Source organism: Nitrosomonas sp., from assembly GCF_040256045.1.
Classification (GTDB): Bacteria; Pseudomonadota; Gammaproteobacteria; order Burkholderiales; family Nitrosomonadaceae; genus Nitrosomonas.
The window spans coordinates 23,717-45,859 of the sequence record NZ_JBDZWD010000009.1 but is presented as its reverse complement, the minus strand read 5'-3'; the positions used below and the strand labels follow the sequence as shown (position 1 = coordinate 45,859).

Annotated in this window: 24 protein-coding genes and 1 riboswitch; of the genes, 4 read left to right on the top strand and 20 right to left on the bottom strand. The window is 49.1% G+C overall.

Annotated elements, in window-relative coordinates; all coding sequences use genetic code 11:
- The first annotated feature begins 5 nt into the window (after positions 1-5).
- Entirely contained in the window at positions 6-806 is an 801-nt protein-coding gene (locus ABUL11_RS03195) for a symmetrical bis(5'-nucleosyl)-tetraphosphatase (protein WP_350282419.1), read from the top strand.
- On the opposite strand, the gene ABUL11_RS03190 is transcribed toward ABUL11_RS03195, so the two are convergent.
- Positions 754-1,506: a lysophospholipid acyltransferase family protein gene (locus tag ABUL11_RS03190; protein ID WP_350282418.1), complete on the bottom strand. Its 753-nt coding sequence runs from the start codon at positions 1,504-1,506 to the stop codon at positions 754-756. The two genes, ABUL11_RS03195 and ABUL11_RS03190, sit on opposite strands and share 53 nt — an antisense overlap.
- Positions 1,507-1,510: 4 nt before the next feature.
- Between ABUL11_RS03190 and ABUL11_RS03185 the strand changes: the two genes are divergently transcribed.
- Complete coding sequence (locus tag ABUL11_RS03185) at positions 1,511-1,696, top strand: hypothetical protein (RefSeq protein WP_350282417.1); 186 nt, start codon at positions 1,511-1,513, stop codon at positions 1,694-1,696.
- Here ABUL11_RS03185 and ABUL11_RS03180 read toward each other — a convergent pair.
- The 10 genes from ABUL11_RS03180 to nhaC form a co-directional block, all read right to left on the bottom strand.
- Positions 1,693-2,628, bottom strand: coding sequence for a carbohydrate kinase family protein (locus tag ABUL11_RS03180; protein WP_350282416.1), 936 nt, complete (start codon positions 2,626-2,628; stop codon positions 1,693-1,695). The two genes, ABUL11_RS03185 and ABUL11_RS03180, sit on opposite strands and share 4 nt — an antisense overlap.
- A 1-nt stretch (position 2,629) precedes the next feature.
- Positions 2,630-4,081, bottom strand: a complete 1,452-nt coding sequence (gene gcvPB / locus ABUL11_RS03175; RefSeq protein WP_350282415.1) for an aminomethyl-transferring glycine dehydrogenase subunit GcvPB — start codon at positions 4,079-4,081, stop codon at positions 2,630-2,632.
- A gap of 71 nt (positions 4,082-4,152) precedes the next feature.
- Positions 4,153-5,514: an aminomethyl-transferring glycine dehydrogenase subunit GcvPA gene (gene gcvPA, locus ABUL11_RS03170; protein WP_350282414.1), complete on the bottom strand. Its 1,362-nt coding sequence runs from the start codon at positions 5,512-5,514 to the stop codon at positions 4,153-4,155.
- 68 nt (positions 5,515-5,582) lie between these two features.
- Positions 5,583-5,972 carry a glycine cleavage system protein GcvH gene (gene gcvH / locus ABUL11_RS03165; protein ID WP_350282413.1) on the bottom strand — a complete coding sequence of 130 codons (390 nt, stop codon included), beginning with the start codon at positions 5,970-5,972 and terminating at the stop codon, positions 5,583-5,585.
- Between the two features lie 72 nt (positions 5,973-6,044).
- The gene (gene gcvT / locus ABUL11_RS03160; protein WP_350282412.1) at positions 6,045-7,133 is read right to left on the bottom strand and encodes a glycine cleavage system aminomethyltransferase GcvT; all 1,089 of its coding nucleotides are present in this window, start codon (positions 7,131-7,133) and stop codon (positions 6,045-6,047) included.
- Between the two features lie 94 nt (positions 7,134-7,227).
- A riboswitch (glycine riboswitch) is annotated at positions 7,228-7,326 on the bottom strand.
- A 337-nt stretch (positions 7,327-7,663) separates the two neighbouring features.
- Entirely contained in the window at positions 7,664-8,461 is a 798-nt protein-coding gene (locus tag ABUL11_RS03155; RefSeq protein ID WP_350282411.1) for a carbonic anhydrase, read from the bottom strand.
- Between the two features lie 31 nt (positions 8,462-8,492).
- A complete protein-coding gene (locus ABUL11_RS03150) occupies positions 8,493-8,735 on the bottom strand; it encodes a hypothetical protein (protein ID WP_350282410.1) in 243 nt (80 codons plus the stop codon).
- A 376-nt stretch (positions 8,736-9,111) separates the two neighbouring features.
- Positions 9,112-9,783: a YoaK family protein gene (locus ABUL11_RS03145; RefSeq protein ID WP_350282409.1), complete on the bottom strand. Its 672-nt coding sequence runs from the start codon at positions 9,781-9,783 to the stop codon at positions 9,112-9,114.
- A 50-nt stretch (positions 9,784-9,833) separates the two neighbouring features.
- Positions 9,834-10,211 carry a hypothetical protein gene (locus tag ABUL11_RS03140; protein WP_350282408.1) on the bottom strand — a complete coding sequence of 126 codons (378 nt, stop codon included), beginning with the start codon at positions 10,209-10,211 and terminating at the stop codon, positions 9,834-9,836.
- A 43-nt stretch (positions 10,212-10,254) separates the two neighbouring features.
- Positions 10,255-11,688 carry a Na+/H+ antiporter NhaC gene (gene nhaC / locus ABUL11_RS03135; RefSeq protein ID WP_350282407.1) on the bottom strand — a complete coding sequence of 478 codons (1,434 nt, stop codon included), beginning with the start codon at positions 11,686-11,688 and terminating at the stop codon, positions 10,255-10,257.
- A 226-nt stretch (positions 11,689-11,914) separates the two neighbouring features.
- On the opposite strand from nhaC, the gene lplT reads away from it, so the two are divergent.
- Positions 11,915-13,180 carry a lysophospholipid transporter LplT gene (lplT, locus tag ABUL11_RS03130; protein ID WP_350282406.1) on the top strand — a complete coding sequence of 422 codons (1,266 nt, stop codon included), beginning with the start codon at positions 11,915-11,917 and terminating at the stop codon, positions 13,178-13,180.
- A 103-nt stretch (positions 13,181-13,283) separates the two neighbouring features.
- Here lplT and ABUL11_RS03125 read toward each other — a convergent pair whose 3' ends face one another.
- The 6 genes from ABUL11_RS03125 to ABUL11_RS03100 all read right to left on the bottom strand — a co-directional run bounded on the left by ABUL11_RS03125 (position 13,284) and on the right by ABUL11_RS03100 (position 18,031).
- Entirely contained in the window at positions 13,284-13,478 is a 195-nt protein-coding gene (locus ABUL11_RS03125) for a DNA gyrase inhibitor YacG (protein WP_350282405.1), read from the bottom strand.
- 16 nt (positions 13,479-13,494) lie between these two features.
- Entirely contained in the window at positions 13,495-14,250 is a 756-nt protein-coding gene (gene zapD / locus ABUL11_RS03120; protein WP_350282432.1) for a cell division protein ZapD, read from the bottom strand.
- Between the two features lie 73 nt (positions 14,251-14,323).
- Positions 14,324-14,935, bottom strand: coding sequence for a dephospho-CoA kinase (coaE, locus tag ABUL11_RS03115; protein WP_350282404.1), 612 nt, complete (start codon positions 14,933-14,935; stop codon positions 14,324-14,326).
- Positions 14,936-14,937: 2 nt separating this feature from the next.
- Positions 14,938-15,798, bottom strand: coding sequence for a prepilin peptidase (locus tag ABUL11_RS03110; protein ID WP_350282403.1), 861 nt, complete (start codon positions 15,796-15,798; stop codon positions 14,938-14,940).
- 47 nt (positions 15,799-15,845) lie between these two features.
- A complete protein-coding gene (locus ABUL11_RS03105) occupies positions 15,846-17,066 on the bottom strand; it encodes a type II secretion system F family protein (protein WP_350282402.1) in 1,221 nt (406 codons plus the stop codon).
- A 53-nt stretch (positions 17,067-17,119) separates the two neighbouring features.
- Entirely contained in the window at positions 17,120-18,031 is a 912-nt protein-coding gene (locus ABUL11_RS03100; RefSeq protein WP_350282401.1) for an SDR family oxidoreductase, read from the bottom strand.
- A gap of 28 nt (positions 18,032-18,059) precedes the next feature.
- Between ABUL11_RS03100 and ABUL11_RS03095 the strand changes: the two genes are divergently transcribed.
- Positions 18,060-19,109, top strand: a complete 1,050-nt coding sequence (locus ABUL11_RS03095; RefSeq protein ID WP_350282400.1) for a CDP-6-deoxy-delta-3,4-glucoseen reductase — start codon at positions 18,060-18,062, stop codon at positions 19,107-19,109.
- A gap of 4 nt (positions 19,110-19,113) precedes the next feature.
- On the opposite strand, the gene ABUL11_RS03090 is transcribed toward ABUL11_RS03095, so the two are convergent.
- Genes ABUL11_RS03090 through ABUL11_RS03080 form a run of 3 tightly spaced genes read right to left on the bottom strand, consistent with a single transcriptional unit; the run spans position 19,114 to position 22,143 of the window.
- Positions 19,114-20,283, bottom strand: coding sequence for a heme biosynthesis protein HemY (locus tag ABUL11_RS03090; RefSeq protein WP_350282399.1), 1,170 nt, complete (start codon positions 20,281-20,283; stop codon positions 19,114-19,116).
- A 28-nt stretch (positions 20,284-20,311) separates the two neighbouring features.
- Complete coding sequence (locus ABUL11_RS03085; protein ID WP_350282398.1) at positions 20,312-21,313, bottom strand: uroporphyrinogen-III C-methyltransferase; 1,002 nt, start codon at positions 21,311-21,313, stop codon at positions 20,312-20,314.
- A 23-nt stretch (positions 21,314-21,336) separates the two neighbouring features.
- Positions 21,337-22,143 (bottom strand): uroporphyrinogen-III synthase, encoded by an 807-nt coding sequence (locus tag ABUL11_RS03080; RefSeq protein ID WP_350282397.1) that lies wholly within the window; start codon positions 22,141-22,143, stop codon positions 21,337-21,339.

The window sequence follows — 22,143 nt, the reverse complement described above, 5'->3', positions numbered from 1 at the left end:
TCTCAATGGCAACCTATGCGATCGGTGACCTGCAGGGCTGCCATCGGCATTTTCTCGAACTGCTCGACCTGATCGGTTTCAACGCTACCCGTGATAGACTGTGGCTGGTCGGTGACATCGTCAACCGCGGACCGGATTCGCTTTCATTACTGCGCACCTTGATAGAACTGGATAATGCCGCTACAGTCGTACTCGGCAACCATGATCTCCACCTTCTGGCCGTAGCAGCAGGCTCCACCCGGCAACAACATGGAGACACCCTGCAACCGGTTCTGGAAGCGCTCGACAGCAACAGGCTGCTCGATTGGCTACGGCATCGGCCGCTGTTTCATCACGAAGATGAATACACACTGGTTCACGCCGGCCTGTTACCGAATTGGAATATCGAACAGGCGAAAATTCTGGCGCAGGAAGTCGAGACAATCATCCGCAGCGACCGATTTCAGGCATTTTCCCGTTCGATGTATGGCAACGTGCCTGATCACTGGCATGACCGGTTGCAGGGAGAAGATCGCTGGCGGGTCATCATCAATGCTATGACACGCATGCGTGTCTGTTCGCCGGAAGGCAGAATGAATTTTTCCTGCAAGGGTGAATTGCCATCTATTCCGCACGGTCTGCTACCCTGGTTCGAGATTCCCTGGCGAGCCAGCAAGGATACAACGATCGTGTTCGGGCACTGGTCGGCACTGGGATTACATCTGACGCCCAACCTCATCGCCCTGGATACAGGCTGCGTCTGGCAGGGCTGTCTTACATCCGTCCGACTGGAAGATCGGAAGGTATTTCAGGTATCGTGCGTATGACACTGAGTGACAGGGTCTGCGCAATGGCTTTCTCTGCCAGACGCGCCAGCTCGCGCCGGTTTCTGCCAGCTCCCGGAATGGGTTCCCTGAAAATCAGTTCTACCTGAATCTCCGGCTCTGTCAGTATCTGTATCAGGGATTGCAGTATCGTTACGCTGACATAGGCAACACTCGAATTCCGTGAACCGTCGCGGTTACGATAACGGATTGCAACCGGGTAAAGCAATGTTTCGGCCGTTACGGCAGGCTGCAGTAGAGAAGCATGAAAATGCTGAAGCACATCCCCATCACCGGTCGTACCCTCAGGGAATATCACGACCGAGCGTCCATCTTTCAGAGTACTGCTTATTTGCTGATTGATTCTTAACGTATCCCCGCGTTTCTCGCGTTCGATAAACAAGGTTCCAGCATTGCGACATAACCGGCCCAGTATCGGCCAGGTGCTGATTTCCGCCTTGGCAACGAAATGCACCGGATATACCGCCAGAATGACCATGATATCCAGCCATGAGATGTGATTGGCTACAAAGACAATCCCTTGCGGACCACAAACAGGCAATGTACCGCCAGGACACAACTCCACCTTGAGAATTCGAAGAAACTTTTGTGCCCAGTTACAAGCCATCCGGTTCTGCCTGGCCGCACTTACATACGGCAGAGCAAACGATTGCACCAGTCCGAAGGTGATATGTAAAATCAACCTGATGAACCGGATACTTCTGGTTAACCTGTTAACTCCGGTTGCGGCCATGGCGGATAGCGGAACGTCGATCCGAGAAAAATTTGATTTGACAGGTCTGCTCTATGGCGCCGAATCAGAACAGATACCTGTTTATCTGGTGGATTACAGTCCCAGCAACAGTCCTGTTGCCGGAAATAGTGCAGACTAGAATATACGGTAGCCAAAAGCTTCAAAGTAGCGCTGGCCAATCTCATCACGCTGATATTGATGATTCTGACCGCCACGATGAGCAATTTTCAACGTGCCCATAAGTGATGCAAGTTGCCCGGTCGTCTGCCAATCCATGTCCTGGCCGATACCATAAAGCAATCCAGCACGATAGGCATCTCCACAGCCGGTTGGATCGATAACTTTCTGCGGACGAACAGCAGGGATCTGAAATTGCTTACCTTGTGCGTAGATTATCGAACCCTCCGCCCCTTTGGTCTCAACAAGTGCCTTGACCCGGGTGGCCAGTTCACTCAATGTATAGCCTGTGACTGACTGTAACAGCTGAGCTTCATAATCATTGACCGCTATATAGTCTGCCTTGTCAATGAAATCAGTCAGCTCATCACCACTGAACATCGGCATACCCTGCCCCGGATCAAACATGAAGGGAATACCGGTTTCATGAAATTCCCGGGCATGGGCGAGCATCCCATCCCGACCATCTGGAGCGATGATACCAAGACTGACATCGACAGCATCTCTCACACTGTTCTGGTGGGAAAAATTCATTGCACCAGGATGAAAGGCAGTGATCTGATTATCGTCCAGATCAGTAGTAATGAATGCCTGTGCCGTGAAGGTATCCTGTATCCGGCGGATATAGGTCTGCACCAACCCGAGCTTTTCCAGTCTGTAGGTATAGGGTTGGAAATCATCCCCGACCGTTGCCATTATCAACGGTTTGCCCTCCAGCATCTTCAGGTTGTAGGCGATATTTGCCGCGCAACCGCCAAATTCCCGTCGCATTTCCGGCACCAGAAACGCGACATTCAGAACATGAATCTTGTCTGGCAGGATATGGCGTTTGAAACGATCTTCAAATACCATGATCGTGTCATAGGCGATGGAACCGCAGATCAGTGTATGCATATCAGCCCGCCGGATCCCAAACCAGGTCGAGTTCACGGGCAGCCTTGACATCATCGATTTTCCGCAGGGGCATATCGTGTGGAGCGGCCTTAACCATATCCGGCTGGGTGGCTATTTCATCCAGAATCTCCTTCATCGCAGCAACAAAGCGATCCAGTGTTTCTTTGGATTCGGTTTCAGCCGGCTCGATCAGCAAGCATTCGGGTACCAGCAAAGGAAAATACGTGGTGGGTGCATGAAAACCTTTATCCAGCAGACGCTTGGCAAGATTCATGGCAGTTACCCCGGTCCTGTCTTTGATTTCTTTCATCGTTACGATGAATTCATGACTGGCACGGCGATTGGGATAGGCAATCTCGAAACCCAGTTTGCGCAACTCGGCCATCAGATAATTGGCATTGAGTGTTGCATACTCGGAAATGCGGTGCATCCCTTCTGCCCCCAGCAATCTGACGTAAATATAGGCACGCAGCAATACTCCGGCATTTCCCATGTGAGCGGATAAACGCCCGATGGTTTGAGGACGATCTTTTTCGGTCAGCCAGCGGTAAACCCCTTGCTCATGTGCCACGATCGGTACTGGCAGATAGGGCAACAGGCGTTCACCCACACCGACGGGTGCCGCACCTGGTCCACCACCCCCATGAGGGGTCGAGAAAGTTTTGTGCAGATTCATATGGATGACATCGAATCCCATATCCCCCGGCTTGACTTTACCCAGTACCGCATTGAGGTTGGCACCATCGTAGTACAGCAAACCACCTGCCGCATGTACGATCCGGCTCATTTCAGCGACTTTCTTTTCGAATACGCCCAATGTGGAAGGATTGGTCAGCATCAGGCCAGCCGTTTTGGGCCCGACTGCTGCTTTCAGGGCATCCATATCCACGTCCCCATCACGATTCGTGGGAATCTCGATAACCTTGTAACCACACATGACGGCAGTAGCAGGATTGGTACCGTGCGCGGCATCCGGGATGATGATTTCGGTACGCTCGGTATCTCCATGCGCTTCATGATATGCACGAATCATCGTAATACCAATCAGCTCACCCTGCGCACCTGCCATCGAAGTCAGGCTGACGGCTGCCATACCCGTGACGTCCTTCAGAATCTCCTGCAGCTCATACATACAGGCCAGAAATCCCTGGCCTGTATCCTCAGGTGCCAGCGGGTGGCGTGACAGGAATTGCGGTAGCATGGCCAGCGAATTACAGGCACGCGGATTGTATTTCATGGTGCAGGAACCGAGCGGATAAAACTCCGTATCTATCGAGAAATTTTTCTGGGACAGGCGAGTATAGTGGCGTACTGTGTCCATTTCAGAAACTTCGGGCAACAGGAGAGTAGATTTACGCTTCAGATTATCCGGAATATTGTTTTTGGCTGGCCGGGTTGCCGGAGCCTGAGAATAATTCCGACGATTCTTGCGGGAATGTTCGAATATCAGCATGTTTTATCTTATATTGGTGAGATTGGTTCAGTACAGTACGCGTAGTACAGCTCTATTCCGGTTTATCCGTCTCAGGCACTGGCTGCCAGTGCCTGCCGCAGCACTTCGGTGTATTTATCCAGATCCTCAGCCGTTTTGGTTTCCGTTGCGCAAACCAGCAATGTGTTCTTCAAATCCGGATAATGATTTTCAAGCAGCACACCGCCCAATACACCTTGTGCTTTGAGTCTGTTCAGGACTTTATCAGCTGGTACGGATAACTGAAGGGCTGCCTCATGGAAGAATGGGCTATGGAATGCCTTTTTCACACCAGGTAATTTTTCCAGCTGTTCTATCAGTGCCACCGTATTTGCATGAGAATGAGCAGCGACCCGATACAACCCCTCCGGCCCCAGCAGCGACATATAGATCGTGGCTGCCGTCACCATCAACCCCTGATTAGTACAGATATTGGAAGTTGCTTTCGAACGGCGAATATGCTGCTCCCTTGCCTGTAATGTCAGGGCAAAACCTTCCTTACCTTCCAGATCGGTAGTCCGCCCGATGATACGTCCGGGCATCTGCCGTACCAGCTCCTGTTTGCAAGTCATGAATCCGAAGTACGGCCCGCCACTGGAAAGCGGAATCCCCAGAGGCTGACCTTCTCCAACAGCGATATCTGCTCCCCGACGTCCCCATTCTCCTGGTGGTTTCAGCATGGCAAGTGAAACCGGGTTGACTACCGCGACTGCCAGAGATTGCTTGTCGTGTGCCCAATCGGTCAGTGCATCGACCTGTTCAAGCACACCGAAAAAATTAGGCTGGGGAATGATCAGCGCCGCAAATTCTTCCTGTGCAAACTGATCGAGCGTATCGATGGCTACCTGTCCGGTTGCAGGATCATAGGGAACCTCGACCACCTCGATTGCCTGATTTCTGACAATGGTGCGCATCACATTGCGGTAAACCGGATGCACAGTCTGAGGAACCAGAATGCGCCTGGAGGTCCTGTGCTGGCGCACAGCCATCAGCGCTGCCTCGGCCAGCGCTGATGCGCCGTCATACAGGCTGGCGTTGGATACATCCATTCCGGTCAGTGAAGCCATCATGGTCTGGTATTCGTACAATAACTGCAATGTACCCTGGCTGGCTTCTGCTTGATAAGGCGTATAGGAAGAATAAAACTCACCCCGGGTCGTTATCTGCCAGACCGCAGCTGGAATATGGTGTTCATAGGCACCTGCGCCGATAAAACTGAGATAAAACCCGTCTTGCTGCGCGCGTTCGTACATGAGACGTGAAATTTCCATTTCACTCAAACCGGGTGGTACCTGAGTCAATTTTCCAGTCTTGAGATCGGCAGGAATTTCATCGAATAATTCATCAATCGACTTGGCACCGATGCTGGCAAGCATCTCGGCCACATCTTCTTCTGTATGGGGAATAAAAGGCATGATTGGCTGTAATTTATCCAGAAAAACTCATAAAAATGATGATTTGTAACAGCTTCGTTGAATAATTCTTAATGCGCCTCGCTATCCAGCAGTTTCTGATATCCACTGGCATCGAGCAGACCATCTATTTCACCAGCATTGGCCGGTTTGAGCTTGAACAGCCAGGCTGTGTAGCAATCCTCGTTTATTTTTTCCGGAGATGTTTCCACTTCAGAATTGACTGCAATAACCTCTCCGCCAAGTGGCGCATAAATATCCGATGCTGCCTTGACCGACTCCACTACTGCACAATCTTCACGCTGCGCCAGCGTACGCCCGACATCGGGCAATTGAACGAATACCATATCTCCCAGTAACTCCTGGGCATGCTGGGTAATCCCTACTGTGACACCGCCATCTGCTTCCAATCTGACCCATTCATGTGACTCTGTATATTTCAGTTCTACCGGAACGCTCATTTACCTGTACTCCCCAAACTTAAAGTTTAAAAAATTTAATGACTCTGTATTCGTTGTCATTTCAGCAAACAATCAGACCAATGCCTGACCATTGCGAACAAACGGGTATTTAACGACCTTTGCCGCGAGTTGTTTATCTCGCACGACGACATGTACCTGCTCACCGACAGCAATTCCTGCAGGAATACGCGCCAGCGCAATCGACTGGTTCAAAGTTGGTGAGAATCCGCCGCTGGTAATCTCTCCTCCTGTTTTACCTTCCTTCTGTGTAATTACTTTCTGATGATTACGCAATACCCCTTTATCCAGCAGCACCAAGCCGACCAGCTGTTGATTAACTGGTGTTTCCAGCAGTACTTGCTTCCCTATAAAATCACGCTCGCTTTTCAGATCTACTGTCCACGCAAGCCCTGATTCAAGCGGATTGACGGTCTCATCCATATCCTGACCATAGAGATTCATACCTGCTTCCAGGCGCAGAGTATCACGCGCCCCCAGCCCGGCTGGAGCCACACCTGCTGCATACAGTTTTTGCCAGAAATCAACCGCCTGGCCGGCAGGTAAGGTGATTTCAAAACCATCCTCACCGGTATAACCGGTACGTGCGATGAAATAATCACCCAGCATCACAGACTGAAATGGCTTCAAATCTTCTGAAATTGCCTGGGAATCGGGAATGACATTCCAGACTTTTGTACGTGCATTGGGTCCCTGGACTGCGATCATAGCAAGATCACGACGCGGCGTAATGGTCAGATCGGGGGCAAGCTGGCGGGATTGTGCGGTAATCCAGTCGATATCCTTATCAGCCGTACCGGCATTGACTACCAGACGGAACCAGGACTCGGACAGGAAGTAAATGATCAGATCGTCGATGATTCCACCTGTGGGGGTCAGCATGCAGGTATAGAGTGCTTTGCCCGGGATGGTCAGTTTATCGACATTGTTGGCCACCAGTCCTCGCAGAAACTGGCGTACGTTTTCGCCACGAATATCGACGGTCAGCATATGAGACACATCGAACATACCGGCATCACGCCTGACACAGTGATGTTCATCCAGTTGAGAACCATAGTGCAGGGGCATATCCCAACCGCCAAAATCTACCATTTTGGCATTCATGGTCCGGTGCGCTGCATTTAAAGGAGTTGTTTTCAGCATCTGTTTTCTCTCAAAAGTAAAAAGGAAGTTTTTATCCCTACCGCTCAGCATCGCCCGATATCATTTACATTCGCGAAGCAGCCGACAGATATCAACTTACCCCTCTGTCCTTTTACCTGAGAGTTTTACGGTCAACTTCCCGCATGCCCCTTCGGTGGCTGAAATTGTTTCAGCACTCTCCAGATTGCCAATCACAAGCAGTTACTCAAGCCTTACGGCCACACCTGAGCGATTCCGGGGGGTTACGCCTTCGGTGACACTGTACTGTATCTACTTAATACAGTGCACTCTCCTGCCTGGATGAAATATCAGCAGAGCGAACTATACCTTAGCTTGGGATATTAAGACAAGGTGAAGCGAGGCTGTAAAAACCAGGGGAACTACTGGTGCTTAATCCACAATGTGATGTTTCTACTGCCAGACTGGCAAACATCCAAATTACGATAAAATCTAGGAGAATTCATGCAAGCAAGAATCTTCCCCGGCTACCGGAATTCTACCGAGGAAGATAAAAAATGACTCATAACAACTTAGTAATTTGAAAGAATCGATCTTTCATGGAGATCTTGTGCTGATCTGGCGTTGTTATGGTAAAAAGATTTCAACTGCTCCAGTTGAGCAGCCGAAATTGTGATCGATTTCTTTAGAATGTACCATTGCACTCCCTCACTGCAGGGCGGAGTCGTCAATGAACCAGCTAAAGTCAGATATTTCAAATTAGCAGCACTCATCCCCGAAGGTAATAATTTTTCCGGATTGAATCTGATTCCTGAAGTTGAGTTTGCTTCACCTTCATGATGAGGCATATTGTCAAGAATAGTCTGGAACGCAGCATTTTCTTTACCGATATCGATCACTACACCCAGTACCGCAATTCTTCCATCTTTATTAATATGTACGAAATGTAATTCTGCAGGGAATTTTCTACCGCCGGAAACATGCTCACTGGGTTCGTGGAAATGCAACTGAACCAATGGTAGCAACTCCTTCCCAACTTTCAATCCCCCGGTAAAACCTTTGGAAGTGTTGACCTGTATGGCATGCCCTGTGTTAAAGAAAGTCGGCGTATCTGTGCCATATTTTGCGGCAAGTTTATTTAACGATCTGGAATCAACAATGCTTGCATCTGCCAGATCTACTGGGGACTGATGCTGGCCGATGCCGCATTCTGCATAAGGATAACGTAATGGCACCGGTCGAGTAACATCTTCAAGAGCACCCCAATCGGGTTCTTCATCATAAGACCAGTGAGGTGCTGCAGAAATTGCAACGCTCACGTAACTCGTAAAGATTATTGAAACCAGGTTCGCCACTATTTTTGTTTGCATGAATTAACTCCGAGCACAATATATTATTAAACTAACAAGTATGTTTTCTGCAATAGTCGATCATCAAAGATTTTTTGTCTAAGCTGGTCTCTTGTGAAGACTGTGATTCAGCTTCTTTCTTTCCTGCTTCGATCCGTGTCGGTTGTTTATTCCCGGTCGAGATGTTTTTCGTTTGACCGGCTTCTGGCGACGATTCGGACTGATTTCTCTCCGATTCAGCAAAACAGGAAACACTCAAACTCAACACAGCTAACAAGAAAAGCTTAATTCGCATAATTTTCCTCCTCCCACAAATATGCAAACCACATTCGCTATATATTGAATATACGTTTAGATTATCATGAGATAAATGACAAAAGGTTATAAAAATAATCGACAGAACGTACCTATATAGCCTGACTTCGAACTTCCAGAAATGATATCTTCTCAATCAGCTTCATAAGCAATGGCAACATCGCCCACATACCCTATGCCATAGAAATCTCCTGCAAAGAAATGATTAATGTTCAAGCAAGGTAGCTTGTGGTTTTCTTGTTGCTGAACAGGTATTACCTGCATCGCTCTATATTTGTAAAACCTCAGTTGGAAAACAGGATATCGGATTGATCGATTATTACCCTGAACAAGTCTGATTTTATAACTTCCATCGATTATTTAAGTCGCCAATACATTTGATGTGTAAATAGCCAATAACCGGCACCAAGAAGGGTCGTAACAATACAGGGAACCAGTATTGCTGAGAAACGGTACTGTCCGAAACAAACTGCACCCGCTACTCCACCCGATATAAATCCGATAATCAGTATCAGATACAACACTATTCTTCTGGTATCAGCAGGCTGACCACGAACCCTCAAACCCAGAGCAACCCCTAAATCAGTAAACAGTCCCGACACATGAGTAGTTCTAACAACCGCGCCACTATAAGTACTGGTCATAGCATTTTGCAGCCCACACGCTGCGGATGCAAAATAATGGCCAACCGGGGAACCGTGATTCAGCAGAAGCATGGAAATTCCAAGCAGGAATGACTCGGTTATCAACGCCAGACTATAGTTTCTTCCGAGCTTCAATGCGACATTACCAATGATAAAACCGCTATAAGCAGCCCCGACGATAAAACCAACCATTACCAGCAGTAAATGCGCTACTGCCTGCATATTATGATTGGCCAGTTCCAGTGAAAGAAAGGTCGAGATACCGGTAAGATGTGAAACTGCCTGATGCTCGAATCCCAGAAGGCCAATGGCATTCACATAACCGGCGTTGAATGCCAGCAGAAATCCCCCGATTTCGACCCATTTTGGCAATTTGTGAATCACTGATTCATTTCCTATATTCTTTCGATATCACCGTTTCACTCTACACAGCCTTATGCGCTCGGCTGACAAGGGTAGTAACTCCGGGAAATGAATAACCAGAATATCAGTACGCCTACGAAAATCCCGTATGTTGCCAAGGGAACCAGGCAGCCTTTCCATGGTTGACGATGGCTCAGAAGAACATCCTCCTCCCCTGCCAGCTTTTTTACTGACCCCCACAACTTCCTTAAATTATCATCCAGGACAACTTCAAAAATGAAGAATGCTGCGGTAACCATACTCCCGGCAATCTGAAACAACCCGTACAATTCGGGATAATGCACTGAAAAATCACAATCGAAGAATTTCACCAGCAACCCACCAGTCACCGCGAAATAGACAGTCAACATGGCAAAGCGAAGTGTGCTGTAATGCCTGATACTATTCATCAATTCTGCTAATTTCCGGTCTTCCAGTTCTTTTTCCATATTTTCAGGTTGTTTTTTGATAATGCCTGGAACGCAGTAAACCTACTCCCAGTACCGCCATACCAATTGAGATAAGAGGATTCAACAGGTTAAGTAACGCATACGAAGCGTAATCCAGAGTGGGTACCCCCAGTGTTGCTGTGTAGAAAACCCCGGCTGTCGTCCACGGGATCAGGCCAGTGGTTAAGGTAGAGCCCTCCTCAACGGAACGCGACAAAACTGCCAGATCCAGATTTTTTTCCTGATAAACCTTCTTGAACAACTGGCAACTCAGAATGATGGAAATATAGGCTTCCCCCATGACCAGATTACCAGCCAGACCAGAGGCAATAGTCGCTGCAATCAAAGTACTGGCCCGTCTGATCGGTGCGATCAGTCGTATCAGCAGCACCTGCAAAAAACCGGCATGATGCAAAATACCGCCAAGTGCCAGTGCCATGATGGATAACAGCAAAGTCCAGGCCATACTGTATAAACCGCCACGCCCCAGTAATTCATCAATACTGGCGATACCGGTATCACCAGGTGTGTTCAACCATAGGGCATTGATGACATCGATACCGTTCCTGCCCTGATAAACCACAGCAATCAGCAGCGCCAGCAGGGTACTGCACGTCATGCTGACTTCGGCAGAATAGCGTTTGATGCTCATACCAAGCATCACCAGTAGTGGCAGCAACGTCACCATACCATTCATTCGAAAGGAATCTGCCAGGGCACTGCGGATTTCGGCCAGATGCGCTTGTGGCAGGTGATGATCACCATACTGCAAGCCCCATACGGTAAAAATACTCAAAACGATCACGAATGTGGGCATCGTGGTATACAGCATTGAACCGATATGCCGGTACAAATTTGTATCGGCACTCATCGCAGCCAGGTTGGTAGTATCGGATATTGGCGACAGCTTGTCGCCAAACGTTGCACCAGAGACGATCATGCCGGCTGTCAAGGGCAGCGGAATACCCATAGCATCACCGATTCCGATCAACACTACACCGATAGTGCCAGCGGTTCCCCAGGAAGTACCGGTTGCAACGGACATCAGGCTGCACAACACGAATCCGGCAGCCAGAAACAACGCCGGATCGAGCCAGTCGAGACCAAAATACAGCAAACTCGCGATCGTGCCACTCTGCATAAAGCTGGCAATGACCATGCCGATCAGCATGAAAATGTAAATTGCCGGTAATGCCCTGACGATACCTTCATTCATCATGCCGCGAATGGCAATGAACGAATAACCCAGAATACGTGTGTGTACACCGGCCCAAACCAGCGCCAGGAAAATCAGCGTGTGCAGGCTGATCTCAAACACAAACAAACCGAGCGCGATCAGCAGCAATATCCCCGTAAAACAAACCGCTGCCTGCCAGAAAGCAGGCAGCGGCTGCGCCACCGGCAATTCTTCTAACGCTGTTTTCTCATTTGTCGTCATTACGGAAAGCTTACTCTCTCAAATTCTATTTTCATCATATTTTCGATGAGTGCTTACAATGCTGCAATACTCCGTGCATCCTTCCTTACCAAACAAAACCGATAATTTAAAAACTGGAATTCGCCCTGCCTGATTTTCATGATATAACGCTGCAAAGCTGAAGCGGCCTCTGGCAAGAAATCGGAGCCAGTCCTTCGAGATATCGATAACAGACCAGGAGAAAAATTTGGGACGCGGGTTTTATACCATCATGGGGGCACAATTTTTTTCATCGCTGGCAGATAATGCGCTACTGGTCGTGGCCATTGCCCTGCTGATCGATCTGCATGCACCGGCGTACCTTACTCCCATGCTTAAGTTTGTATTCGTACTGTTTTATGTATTGCTGGCGCCTCTTGTCGGTGCCTTTGCTGATTCCATGGCTAAAGGCCGAGTCATGTTCATCAGTAATTCGATCAAGATTATCGGTTGCATATTGTTATTTTTTGCTGCACACCAGTTTTCTGCACTAGGGGCATACGCAGTCGTCGGATTGGGGGCGGCTGCATATTCTCCGGCCAAATATGGCATCCTTACGGAATTGCTGCCTCCTGAGAAACTGGTCATTGCCAACGGCTGGATGGAGGGACTGACTGTCGCATCGATCGTTCTCGGTACAGTCATCGGCGGCCTGCTCATCACCCCTTCAGTGGCTTCGGTTCTGCTCTCTCTGGATCTCCCTCTGATCAAAACAGCAGTTGACGCCAGCATCATAATCATCATGCTGTTCTATGGCATTGCCGCCGTCACTAATTTGTTCATCCCCGATACCGGAATCGATCACCGGATACTCAAGAAGAACCCGATTTTTCTATTTCATGATTTCGTTCACTGCGTAAAATTGCTGTGGTTCGACAAACTGGGCCAGATTTCACTGGCTGTCACCACCTTGTTCTGGGGTGCTGGCGCGACACTGCAATTCATCGTACTGAAATGGGCTGAAACAGCGCTTGGCTATGCGTTAAACCAGGCGGCACTGCTGCAGGGAGTCGTTGCAGTGGGCATTGCGTTGGGTGCCGTACTGGCAGCAAAGCTGGTTTCACTCCGCCGGTCGCTGGATGTCATTCCGCTCGGCATCGTCATGGGCATCGTGGTAATTCTCATGATCACGGCTCGAGATCTCTGGATATCAGTTGTGCTGCTGGTTGTCATCGGTGGATTGGCAGGTTTCTTCGTAGTGCCAATGAATGCTCTGCTGCAACATCGCGGACATATCCTGATGGGTGCTGGGCACTCCATCGCTGTTCAGAATTTCAATGAAAACCTCGGTATTCTCACCATGTTGTCACTATATGCGCTACTGATCTGGTTCGATGTGCATATTTATACCGTCATCATCCTGTTTGGATTGTTCGTGTCCATTACCATGATCATGGTTCGCAAATGGCATCTGAACAATCAGAGTAAGCAGGATTCACTACACCTGATCGGTATGCAAAAACGGCAGTTCTGATTGCACTGCATGCGTTTTAAATACAAATACTATGGAATGTGCTGCTGTTGCAGCACATTCGAGATACCAGCAACACAGTCAATAAGTAATATTAAAAGATAAATCAGGCTTCTGTGTCGTCTTCCTGGGGCCGTTCTTCTTCCGGTATTCGATAACTATCGGTGGCCCATTGCCCCAGATCAAGCAATTTACACCGTTCGGAGCAGAAGGGACGATATTTGCTGGATGAATCCCAAACAACCATTTCACCGCATTGGGGACAATTTACGACTGGAGATTTACTCAATATCACCTCCATTCATCTGCACTGATTCTCATAAACTGCAGAAGGTCAGCTCAAAAGGGATATCTTCTTCATAAACTTCTACCTTGTGATCCGATCGCCAGGGAACAAAGCGGATATTGAGAGCATATTTATTGGCACTGATTTCAGGAACACAGGGAAATTCACTGCTGATATGCAACCTCAGAAGATGTGCCTGATGCTCCGAACCAGCCTGCTGGAATAATCCCTGAACTGCGGTGTAATAACAATTCTTACCGCTGTTTCTCAGCATATTCAGCACGATATTGATTCCACCGCGGATCGGGGTAAAGGGCGTGATCCAGTCCTTGATATCTGCTCTGCGTATTTCTGGAGCCAGATTCAGCCAGTAATGATAGGCTGGCAGATCGAATTCACACGCAGCACCGGGAATGCTCATACGCTGTTTGATGCTCATCAGCCATTCATCATCGCGCAAATGTCCACCAATTCGGCCCGGGATATCCAGCAGGCCCCGAAATGCAGTATGAATATCCTGCAATATATGGTTGAGTGCTTTTTCTGATACTTCGGGATTGCTGCGTAAACTTTCCAGCATGATCCGCTGTTTGTCCAACTCCTGCAACAGGTCTGATTTAAGATCAGATCGGCTGGTGACGTCAAGAATTTCAAACAGCGCAACCAGAACAGCATGATGTTCGAAGGAGGTATCCCTGGCCGAGAAAAAATCAATCTTGTCGAACAGATCTTCCAACCTCAACAACATGCGGATGCGTTCACTCAGGGGTAATTCGTAACAGATCACAGTAAGTAAAATGGTGTTGGAACTGTAAAGCATAGCAGAAAACTGCAATATACACGCATCTTACAAGAATCGTTCAAAGGCCGTGTTTGCGGGCAAGCGCCAGGTATTTCCGGTGCAGTTCCTCTACCTGCTGTTGCAGATGCTGCTCATCAGAATCATTCACGATCACATCATCTGCTCGCGCAAGACGTTCATCCCGAGAACATTGCACTGCCATCACATCACGCACTTCCTGTTCACTCAATTTACTGCGCAGCATAGTGCGGGAGATCTGCAGGGATTCGGGACAGTCGACCACCAGCACGCGATCCACCAGTTTGAGGTAGTTACCGGTTTCCAGCAGTAAAGGTACGACTACAATACCGTATTCGGCTTGGATAAGTGGAAGGTGTCGCAGAGTTTCCTGATAAATCAACGGATGAAGTATGGATTCGAGACGGTGCCTTACAGCTTCGTCGGAAAATGCCAGTCTGCGCATTGCTGACCGATCCAGTGAGCCATTGTCCAGGATAAAACGGTCACCAAATGCAATACGGATCGGTCTGATTGCCTTGCCGGCAGAACGTGTCAGTTCGTGTGCAATCTGGTCAGTATCGATGATTTCGACGCCCAGTTCCCTGAACGAATCGGCTGCTCTGGTCTTGCCACTTCCGATTCCGCCAGTCAATCCGATAATCAGTGCCATTATCAGAACATGGCAAGATAAGCCTGATTGATCTGCTTACCCCAGAACAGGGCGATCAGCCCGCCTCCGGCCAGATAGGGGCCAAAGGGAAGTGTCATGTTTTTCGAATGGCCGCCAGATAAAATCAGAATTGTACCAACGACGGCACCCACTACGGAAGAAAACAGAATGACCAGTGGCAGCAATTGCCAGCCCAGCCAGGCACCGATTGCAGCCAGCAGCTTGAAATCACCATATCCCATACCTTCCTTGCCGGTCAGCAATCTGAACAGCCAGTAAACGCTCCAGAGCGTGAGATAACCCGCAACCGCACCGATCACGGCCGAATGAACATCGGTAAAACCGTTATTCAGATTGACGATCAGTCCCGTCCACAACAAGGGCTGGGTAATACTATCCGGCAAAAGCTGGGTATTCAGATCGATAAAGGTCAGGACGATCATCGCCCAAATAAAAATCAGGATAGCAAACAGGAGGCCACCGAAACCAAAATGCCAGGCAGCCAGACCGCTCAGAATAGCTGTCAGCGCCTCGACCAGAGGATAGCTGAACGGAATACGCGTATGGCAGCCGGAACACTGCCCGCGCAAAAAAAGGTAGCTGATGATCGGAATATTCTCAAAAATGGAAATTTTATGCCCACACTGCGGACAACCGGATCTCGGTATGGCCAGGTTATACACCGGCAGCGCTGTTATCTGCTCCCCGCGCAGTTCTGCACATTGTTGCTGCCACTCACGTTTCAGCATCTCGGGCAGCCGATGAATCACTACATTCAGAAAACTGCCCAGGATCAGGCCGATTATCGAGATAAACGAAGCGAAAAAAAGAAGTGAAGTCTGCAGGGTATCAAGAAAGTTCATGTACTGTCTGTCCGTTCCAATCCAGTTTCAGAGATGGCAATAACTTATCAGCCAACGACCTGCCCCATTTTAAAGATGGGCAGATACATGGCAACGACCATTCCACCAATGAGCGTCCCCAGCACGACCATGATGATCGGCTCCATCAGACTGGAGAGCGCTTCTACCGCATCATCCACTTCTGCCTCGAAAAAATCTGCAATTTTGCTGAGCATGGCATCAAGCGAACCTGATTCCTCACCGATGGAAACCATCTGCAACACCATGGAAGGAAACACACTGGTGGCTGTCATGGCATCTACCAGACTGCTGCCCGTACTGACTTCATTCTGTATATTTCGGGTGGCTTCGAAATACACCTGATTTCCGGCCGCACCCGCCACGGAATTGAGCGCTTCGACCAGAGGAACACCGGCAGCAAACATGGTTGAAAGTGTGCGAGACCAGCGCGCGATAGTAGCTTTACGGATCACTTCTCCAAAAATCGGTAACCGCAGCGCCAGTCGATCCATCACATGCTGCACCACTGTAGAACGCTTCCATGTATAGAAGAATGCGTACAGTCCGCCACCGACACCTCCAAAAATCGCCCACCAGTAATCCACGAAGAAATCAGAAATCGCCATCACCATCAGGGTGGGGGCAGGCAGATCGGCACCAAACCCCTGAAAAAGCTCTTTGAAAGCCGGGATCACAAATATCATGATTACCGCAGTAATGATGGATGCAACCACAATAATCGAAACAGGATAGAACAGGGCTGATTTGATTTTTCCCTTAATTGCCTGAATCTTTTCCTTATAGGTGGCCAACCTGTCCAGCAAGCTGTCCAGGATACCAGCAGCTTCTCCGGCGGCCACCAGATTACAGAACAGGGAATCGAAATAAAGCGGATGTTTTCTGAAGGCATTGGCCAGACTGCTACCCGTTTCCACATCAGATTTGATGTCCATCAGTAATTTTCCCACAGCACGGTTACTGTGTCCTTTACCCACAATATCAAATGCTTGCAGCAAAGGCACCCCTGATTTCATCATTGTCGCAAGCTGACGTGTAAACAGTGTTATGTCCTTATCCGTGATCCTTCCACCAGCTCTGGCTTTGGTGACTTTCGTCACTCTGATGCCCTGACGGCGCAGTGTGGAAGTCACTACGACGGTACCGGCAGCACGCATCTCACCTTTGAGAGCCTTGCCAGCTTTATCCTTTCCTTCCCACAGAAAATTGAATTCCTTGATTTTCTTTTCTGATGCCGCAACTGTCGCCATACCCGTTCCCTTTTGGTTTTCTGATTCGGATCATGGCTATTACGGCAGAAATTTCAGAATGATTTAACCGGTATTTTTCTCATTTCTGCCAGACAGTCAGCAACAGTCGGGTAGCGCAATCGAACCCGCAATTCCCGTTTGATGCGATCATTGGTCAAACGTCTCGATTCGAGCATGAAGGACAGGAGGCCCGGAGAGATCACTTTCCGCGCTTCCTGACGGGTAATTCTTTCCGGGCGAGGCAAAGCAAAATGATCTGCCACCAGATCGAAATACTCTCCCATTTTCAAACAGGAATCATCGCTTGCATGATAGATTCTGCCCGGCCTGCCAAGATGCAGCACTGCCACGATAATGCGGGCCAGATCATCAGCGTGAATATGGTTGGTATAACTATCCTCGGTCGACAACAGCGCGGGTGTCCTTTGTTGTAAACGCTCAAGCGGAAGCCGATTGTGTGCATAAATCCCTGGTACACGCAGAATGGATATCTGTACTTGATTACGGATCCCCCAGCTTCTGACTTGACGTTCTGCATCCAGCCGCCTGAATGCACGTGCATTCTTTGGATTGACCGGATGGCTTTCACTGACCCTGCTACCGCTGCAATCCCCGTAAACCCCGCTGGTACTGATATAGATCAGCCGTTGTGGTAGTATTCTCGTTTGTGTTTTTGATGAATGTCTGGAAAGTGCGGACAACAGGTGCAAGGTACGTGTATCACGTTCGCCGTGACCCAGAGGCGGGGCAAGATGCAATACCCTATGCGCAGCAAGTCCGGCTATTTTGTCGAGGCTTGCAGGTTGATCGAGATCGCCCACTATCGGTCTGATACCCAGTGCATGCAGATGGCCGGAATTTTCTGCTCTGCGACATAAACCAAACAGTTGGTAGCGCTTTTCGAGCAGACCAGCCGCTCTTGAAGCAACATCACCACATCCTACGATCAACAGCTTATTTTTCATAATCCCTATTTAAAATCATACCTCCCCGATGGCGTCTTACCGTATTACCTTCAGACCAAGCAACCGTACCATCACTACTGAGTCGGCCACCGAGACCATTCTTGAAACAGCACTACGCTATGGATTGTCCTTACCTTATGGCTGTCGTAATGGTTCTTGCGGCACATGCAAAGGAAAAATTATACAAGGGATCGTCGATTACGGCGTTCATAACGAAGAAACGCTGACGGAACAGGAAAAAAACCAGCAACTGGCACTCTTCTGCTGCGCCCGGTCGCTCTCTGATCTGGAAATAGAATGCCAGGAAATCGAAGCAATCAAAGACATCAGGATTCGCACCATGCCTTGTCGGGTACACAAACAGGAACATGTCGCATCCGATGTCATGATTATTTACCTGAAACTGCCTGCAAATGAACGATTGCAGTTTTTACCGGGCCAGTATATCGACATCCTGATGAAAGACGGTCAGCGCCGCAGCTTCTCTCTGGCCAATGCTCCCGCTAATGATGAATTTCTGCAGCTACATACCCGCAATTATGCGGGCGGGGTATTTTCGGAATACGTTTTTTCTCACATGAAGGAAAAAGATATCCTCCGGTTCGAAGGCCCTTTGGGATCATTCTTTCTGCATGATGCACCCAAGAAAGACACTCCCATTATCTTCCTTGCTGGTGGCACCGGTTTCGCACCGGTAAAAAGCATGCTGGAACATATTTTTCAGACGGAAAACACTCGCTTTACCCACAACACAATCAGGTTGTATTGGGGCGCACGAACCAGAGATGGCCTCTACTTGAATGATCTGGCTGAAAAATGGGCAGTCGAGAATGAAAACTTCAGTTATATCCCGGTGCTATCTGATCCACTCATAACCGATCATTGGCCGGGAAGAAGCGGCCTGGTCCATCAGGCTGTCCTGGAAGACATGAACACGTTGTCTGACTGTCAGGTTTACGCCTGTGGCGCGCCTGCCATGGTAAAAGCTGCTTTTGATGATTTCACTCACCAGCGCAACTTGCAAAGTGAAAATTTCTTCTCCGACGCATTCGTTCCTTCCAGACCGGAAACAGCCTGATAAATCAGGCTGTACCAATCCGTTTCAGGGCAAAATCAAGCCCTTTGCGATAATGCTCGCTCGCTGCTTCCTGTTTGCCCAGTCTCTCGAACAATTGGGCCAGAGCAAGATGCACCGGATATCCTGGTTCGATTGACAAGCTGGCTTCAAGGTAGCTCTGTGCCTTGCCCCACAACTCTCCATAAGTGCAAAGTCTTCCCAGCGTCAGCAGCAAACCGGCATTGTTCGGATATTTCGTAAGCCAGCTTTCTGCGCGCTGTATCTGCCAGCTGACCACACCACTCTTACAATCGGCATATAACGTCACGAGTTCCGGATAGGGCCGAACATCCAGACCGTTTTCGATGATTTTCTGAGCTGTAGCATTATCCCCCAGGGAAATCAGGGCACGAGCAGCGGCTACCGCAAGTTTGCCATCGAGTTTTTCCCGACACGACAAACTCCCCCAATATTTTCTCAACGAGGCAATATCTTTCGCATTCTTTCTGATATTTTCCAGATGAGCGCGGAATCGCAGTTCATCGATGAGAGTTCTATCAACAGCAGAACGATTCGCCAGCACTTTTGTCAATTCCAGTACAGCATCCCAGTTCCCGGCCATCTGACGCGCTTTCAACTCCAGTAACAGCACTGCCGTACTTTGCAGGCCACCGGTCGAATAGAGTGACTGCAATGCAGCCAGCGCATCGCCAGGGCGCCCCTCATCCAGCAATAACTCTGCTTGAGCAATCAATGCGAGTGATCGGCCCGCTGGTACCTGCTCTCTGGCAACAGTCAGCAAACGGTCACGCAGTGCATAGTTTCTCTGCTGATGAGCTGACCGGGCTCCTACAACAGCGTTTAAAGCCTTGATCGTTGGTTTGTCCGCCAGTCTGGCAGCCTTTTCCGAAAGCGCCACAGCTCTGTCATAGCGGGTTTCAAAGAATGCCTTCAGTCCGGACCGTGTCAGCCGTTCGACTTTCCTGTTGCGCAGACCGGACAAACCGGACAACGCCCTCAGCAATGCATAAAACAGGATAAAAGCAAGCAGCAAGATCAGAATAAACGTATTGAACGCAAGCTCGACTTTATAAGGCGGCACCGTAAACAGTACCGAACCCGTATTGTAATATGCGGTCAATACAATGGCGGTCGCCGCCGCAAACAGTGCCAACACCCACAATACCAGCTTCATCCCCCTCCCCTTTCATGGTAAGTTAGTTCTAACGCACGGCTTTCAGAAGTTTTTCGGTATCCGGCAACCGTGATCCGATATCGATGCTAGCCAGCCTCTCCAGCTCTTTCAGTACATCTCTAACCGACTGAGCCTCGATATCAAAATACCGCTGTATCCAGTCTGATGCCGATTTCACAGCGGAACCAAAGCCCTCCTCATCCCGGGTCAGCAAGGCAAAGCGGGCCAGTATCAATTGCAACCCGATGTTTTCTTTCAGAAGGTGAGCTTGAGAAGGTGCCAATAAGGGTATTCCCTGATCTGTCTTTTCAATTTTGACCAGTCGACTGAGATCCTCGCCGATTTCACGCAGATAACGCTGCCACCATTCTGATTCGGGCACATCCTTGTACTTTTCAGACAAATCGATGCTGATCAGATGGGCTTCCATTGCCAGTGGAAGCATTTCGATCTGTGCTGCAAGCGTGTCAATATCCCGGGAAATTTCAGAAACATCCACGACAGGTTGTGTTTCCAGTCGTTCAATCTCTCCAGTCAATATTACAGTCAGTTTTGAAGTACCGAGAGTATCACTCGATTGCAGCAATTCGTATGCGTATTTCAGCAGGACAAGTGCGGAACGCACATCACCGGTTAATCGCAATTGACGGTCAGTCGCGACGATAAGGCGTTCAACCGCCCCCAGAATCCAGGCATCGGATCGGGTACCATTACCTTCGTCGGCAGGCAGTTCAACAACTGCCGGGGAGAATGCAGGATCGGCCTGCAAATTTTCTTCAAGGAGATTTAACCGCTGTTCCACTTCTGCTTTCCTCGCTTCAAGCTCGTCAAGCATTTTGCGGGAACGATTGCTGAAAACATCTGCATCTGCCAGGTATTTCGTCAGAGAGTGCTCCATTGCAGCAATGTATCCCTGCTTACCAGCCCAATTCCACAGCATGACAGCCACTGCAAGTATCAGGATGATCAGTATGAAAAGAGCCAGGCGACGGGCTAATCCGGGAGTCGAGGTCTGCGTGTGCTTATTCATATGATTGAATGTTTTTAGCGAGATTACATTTTTTCGAAATACTCCAGCAAGCCTCGTATTGTTCCTTCGTCTCCGAGAGGAGTGCGGTATATTTTTTTAATCCCGAGCTCCCGGGCTTTGCGCTCTATCCGCTCATGTGCAGTGAACACCGGCGTGGCTTTGAGCAATTGTTGGCCGGTTTCACCGATCATGTCAAATAAATTATCCAGACCTTCACTGCTACTTATGACCACTGCCTGAATCCCGTCATCACACCAGTGTTTCAGCAACGGCAGCGGATCAGCTTCCGGTTTGTGACGACGATAACATTCAATGTATTCAACACTGGCTCCGCGCTCACGCAATGTATCTCCCAGCAATCTCCGTCCATCATTACCGCGAAAAATCACTACCTGCCTGCTCTGCATCATCTGCAACTGATGCATGCGCAGCAACGCCTCGCTGTCAGAACCTTCTTCAGGAACAATCACATGGGTGATGCCATAGCGCTCCAATACTCTGGCACTTCCTTTACCCACGGTTGCTACCAGTACATGCCACGGCCAGCTGCGGTTGATCTGAACCAGTGGGATGACTTTCTCCACGGCATTCGGGCTGACAAATACGGCTAAATCGAACTCATCGAGTCTTGCAATCAGATCAAGCAGGGGTTGTTTGTTTTCACTGTCGGAAATTTCCAGCACAGGAAACAACCAGGGCTCTCCGCCCAGTTCTCTGACCCATGTTGCCAAACCACCTGCCTGATGCAGAGGACGTGTAACCAGGATACCTTTACCAGCCAGCCGATTGAAGGACAAATCCACCCCGGTTTCAACCCCGATCCAAGTCAC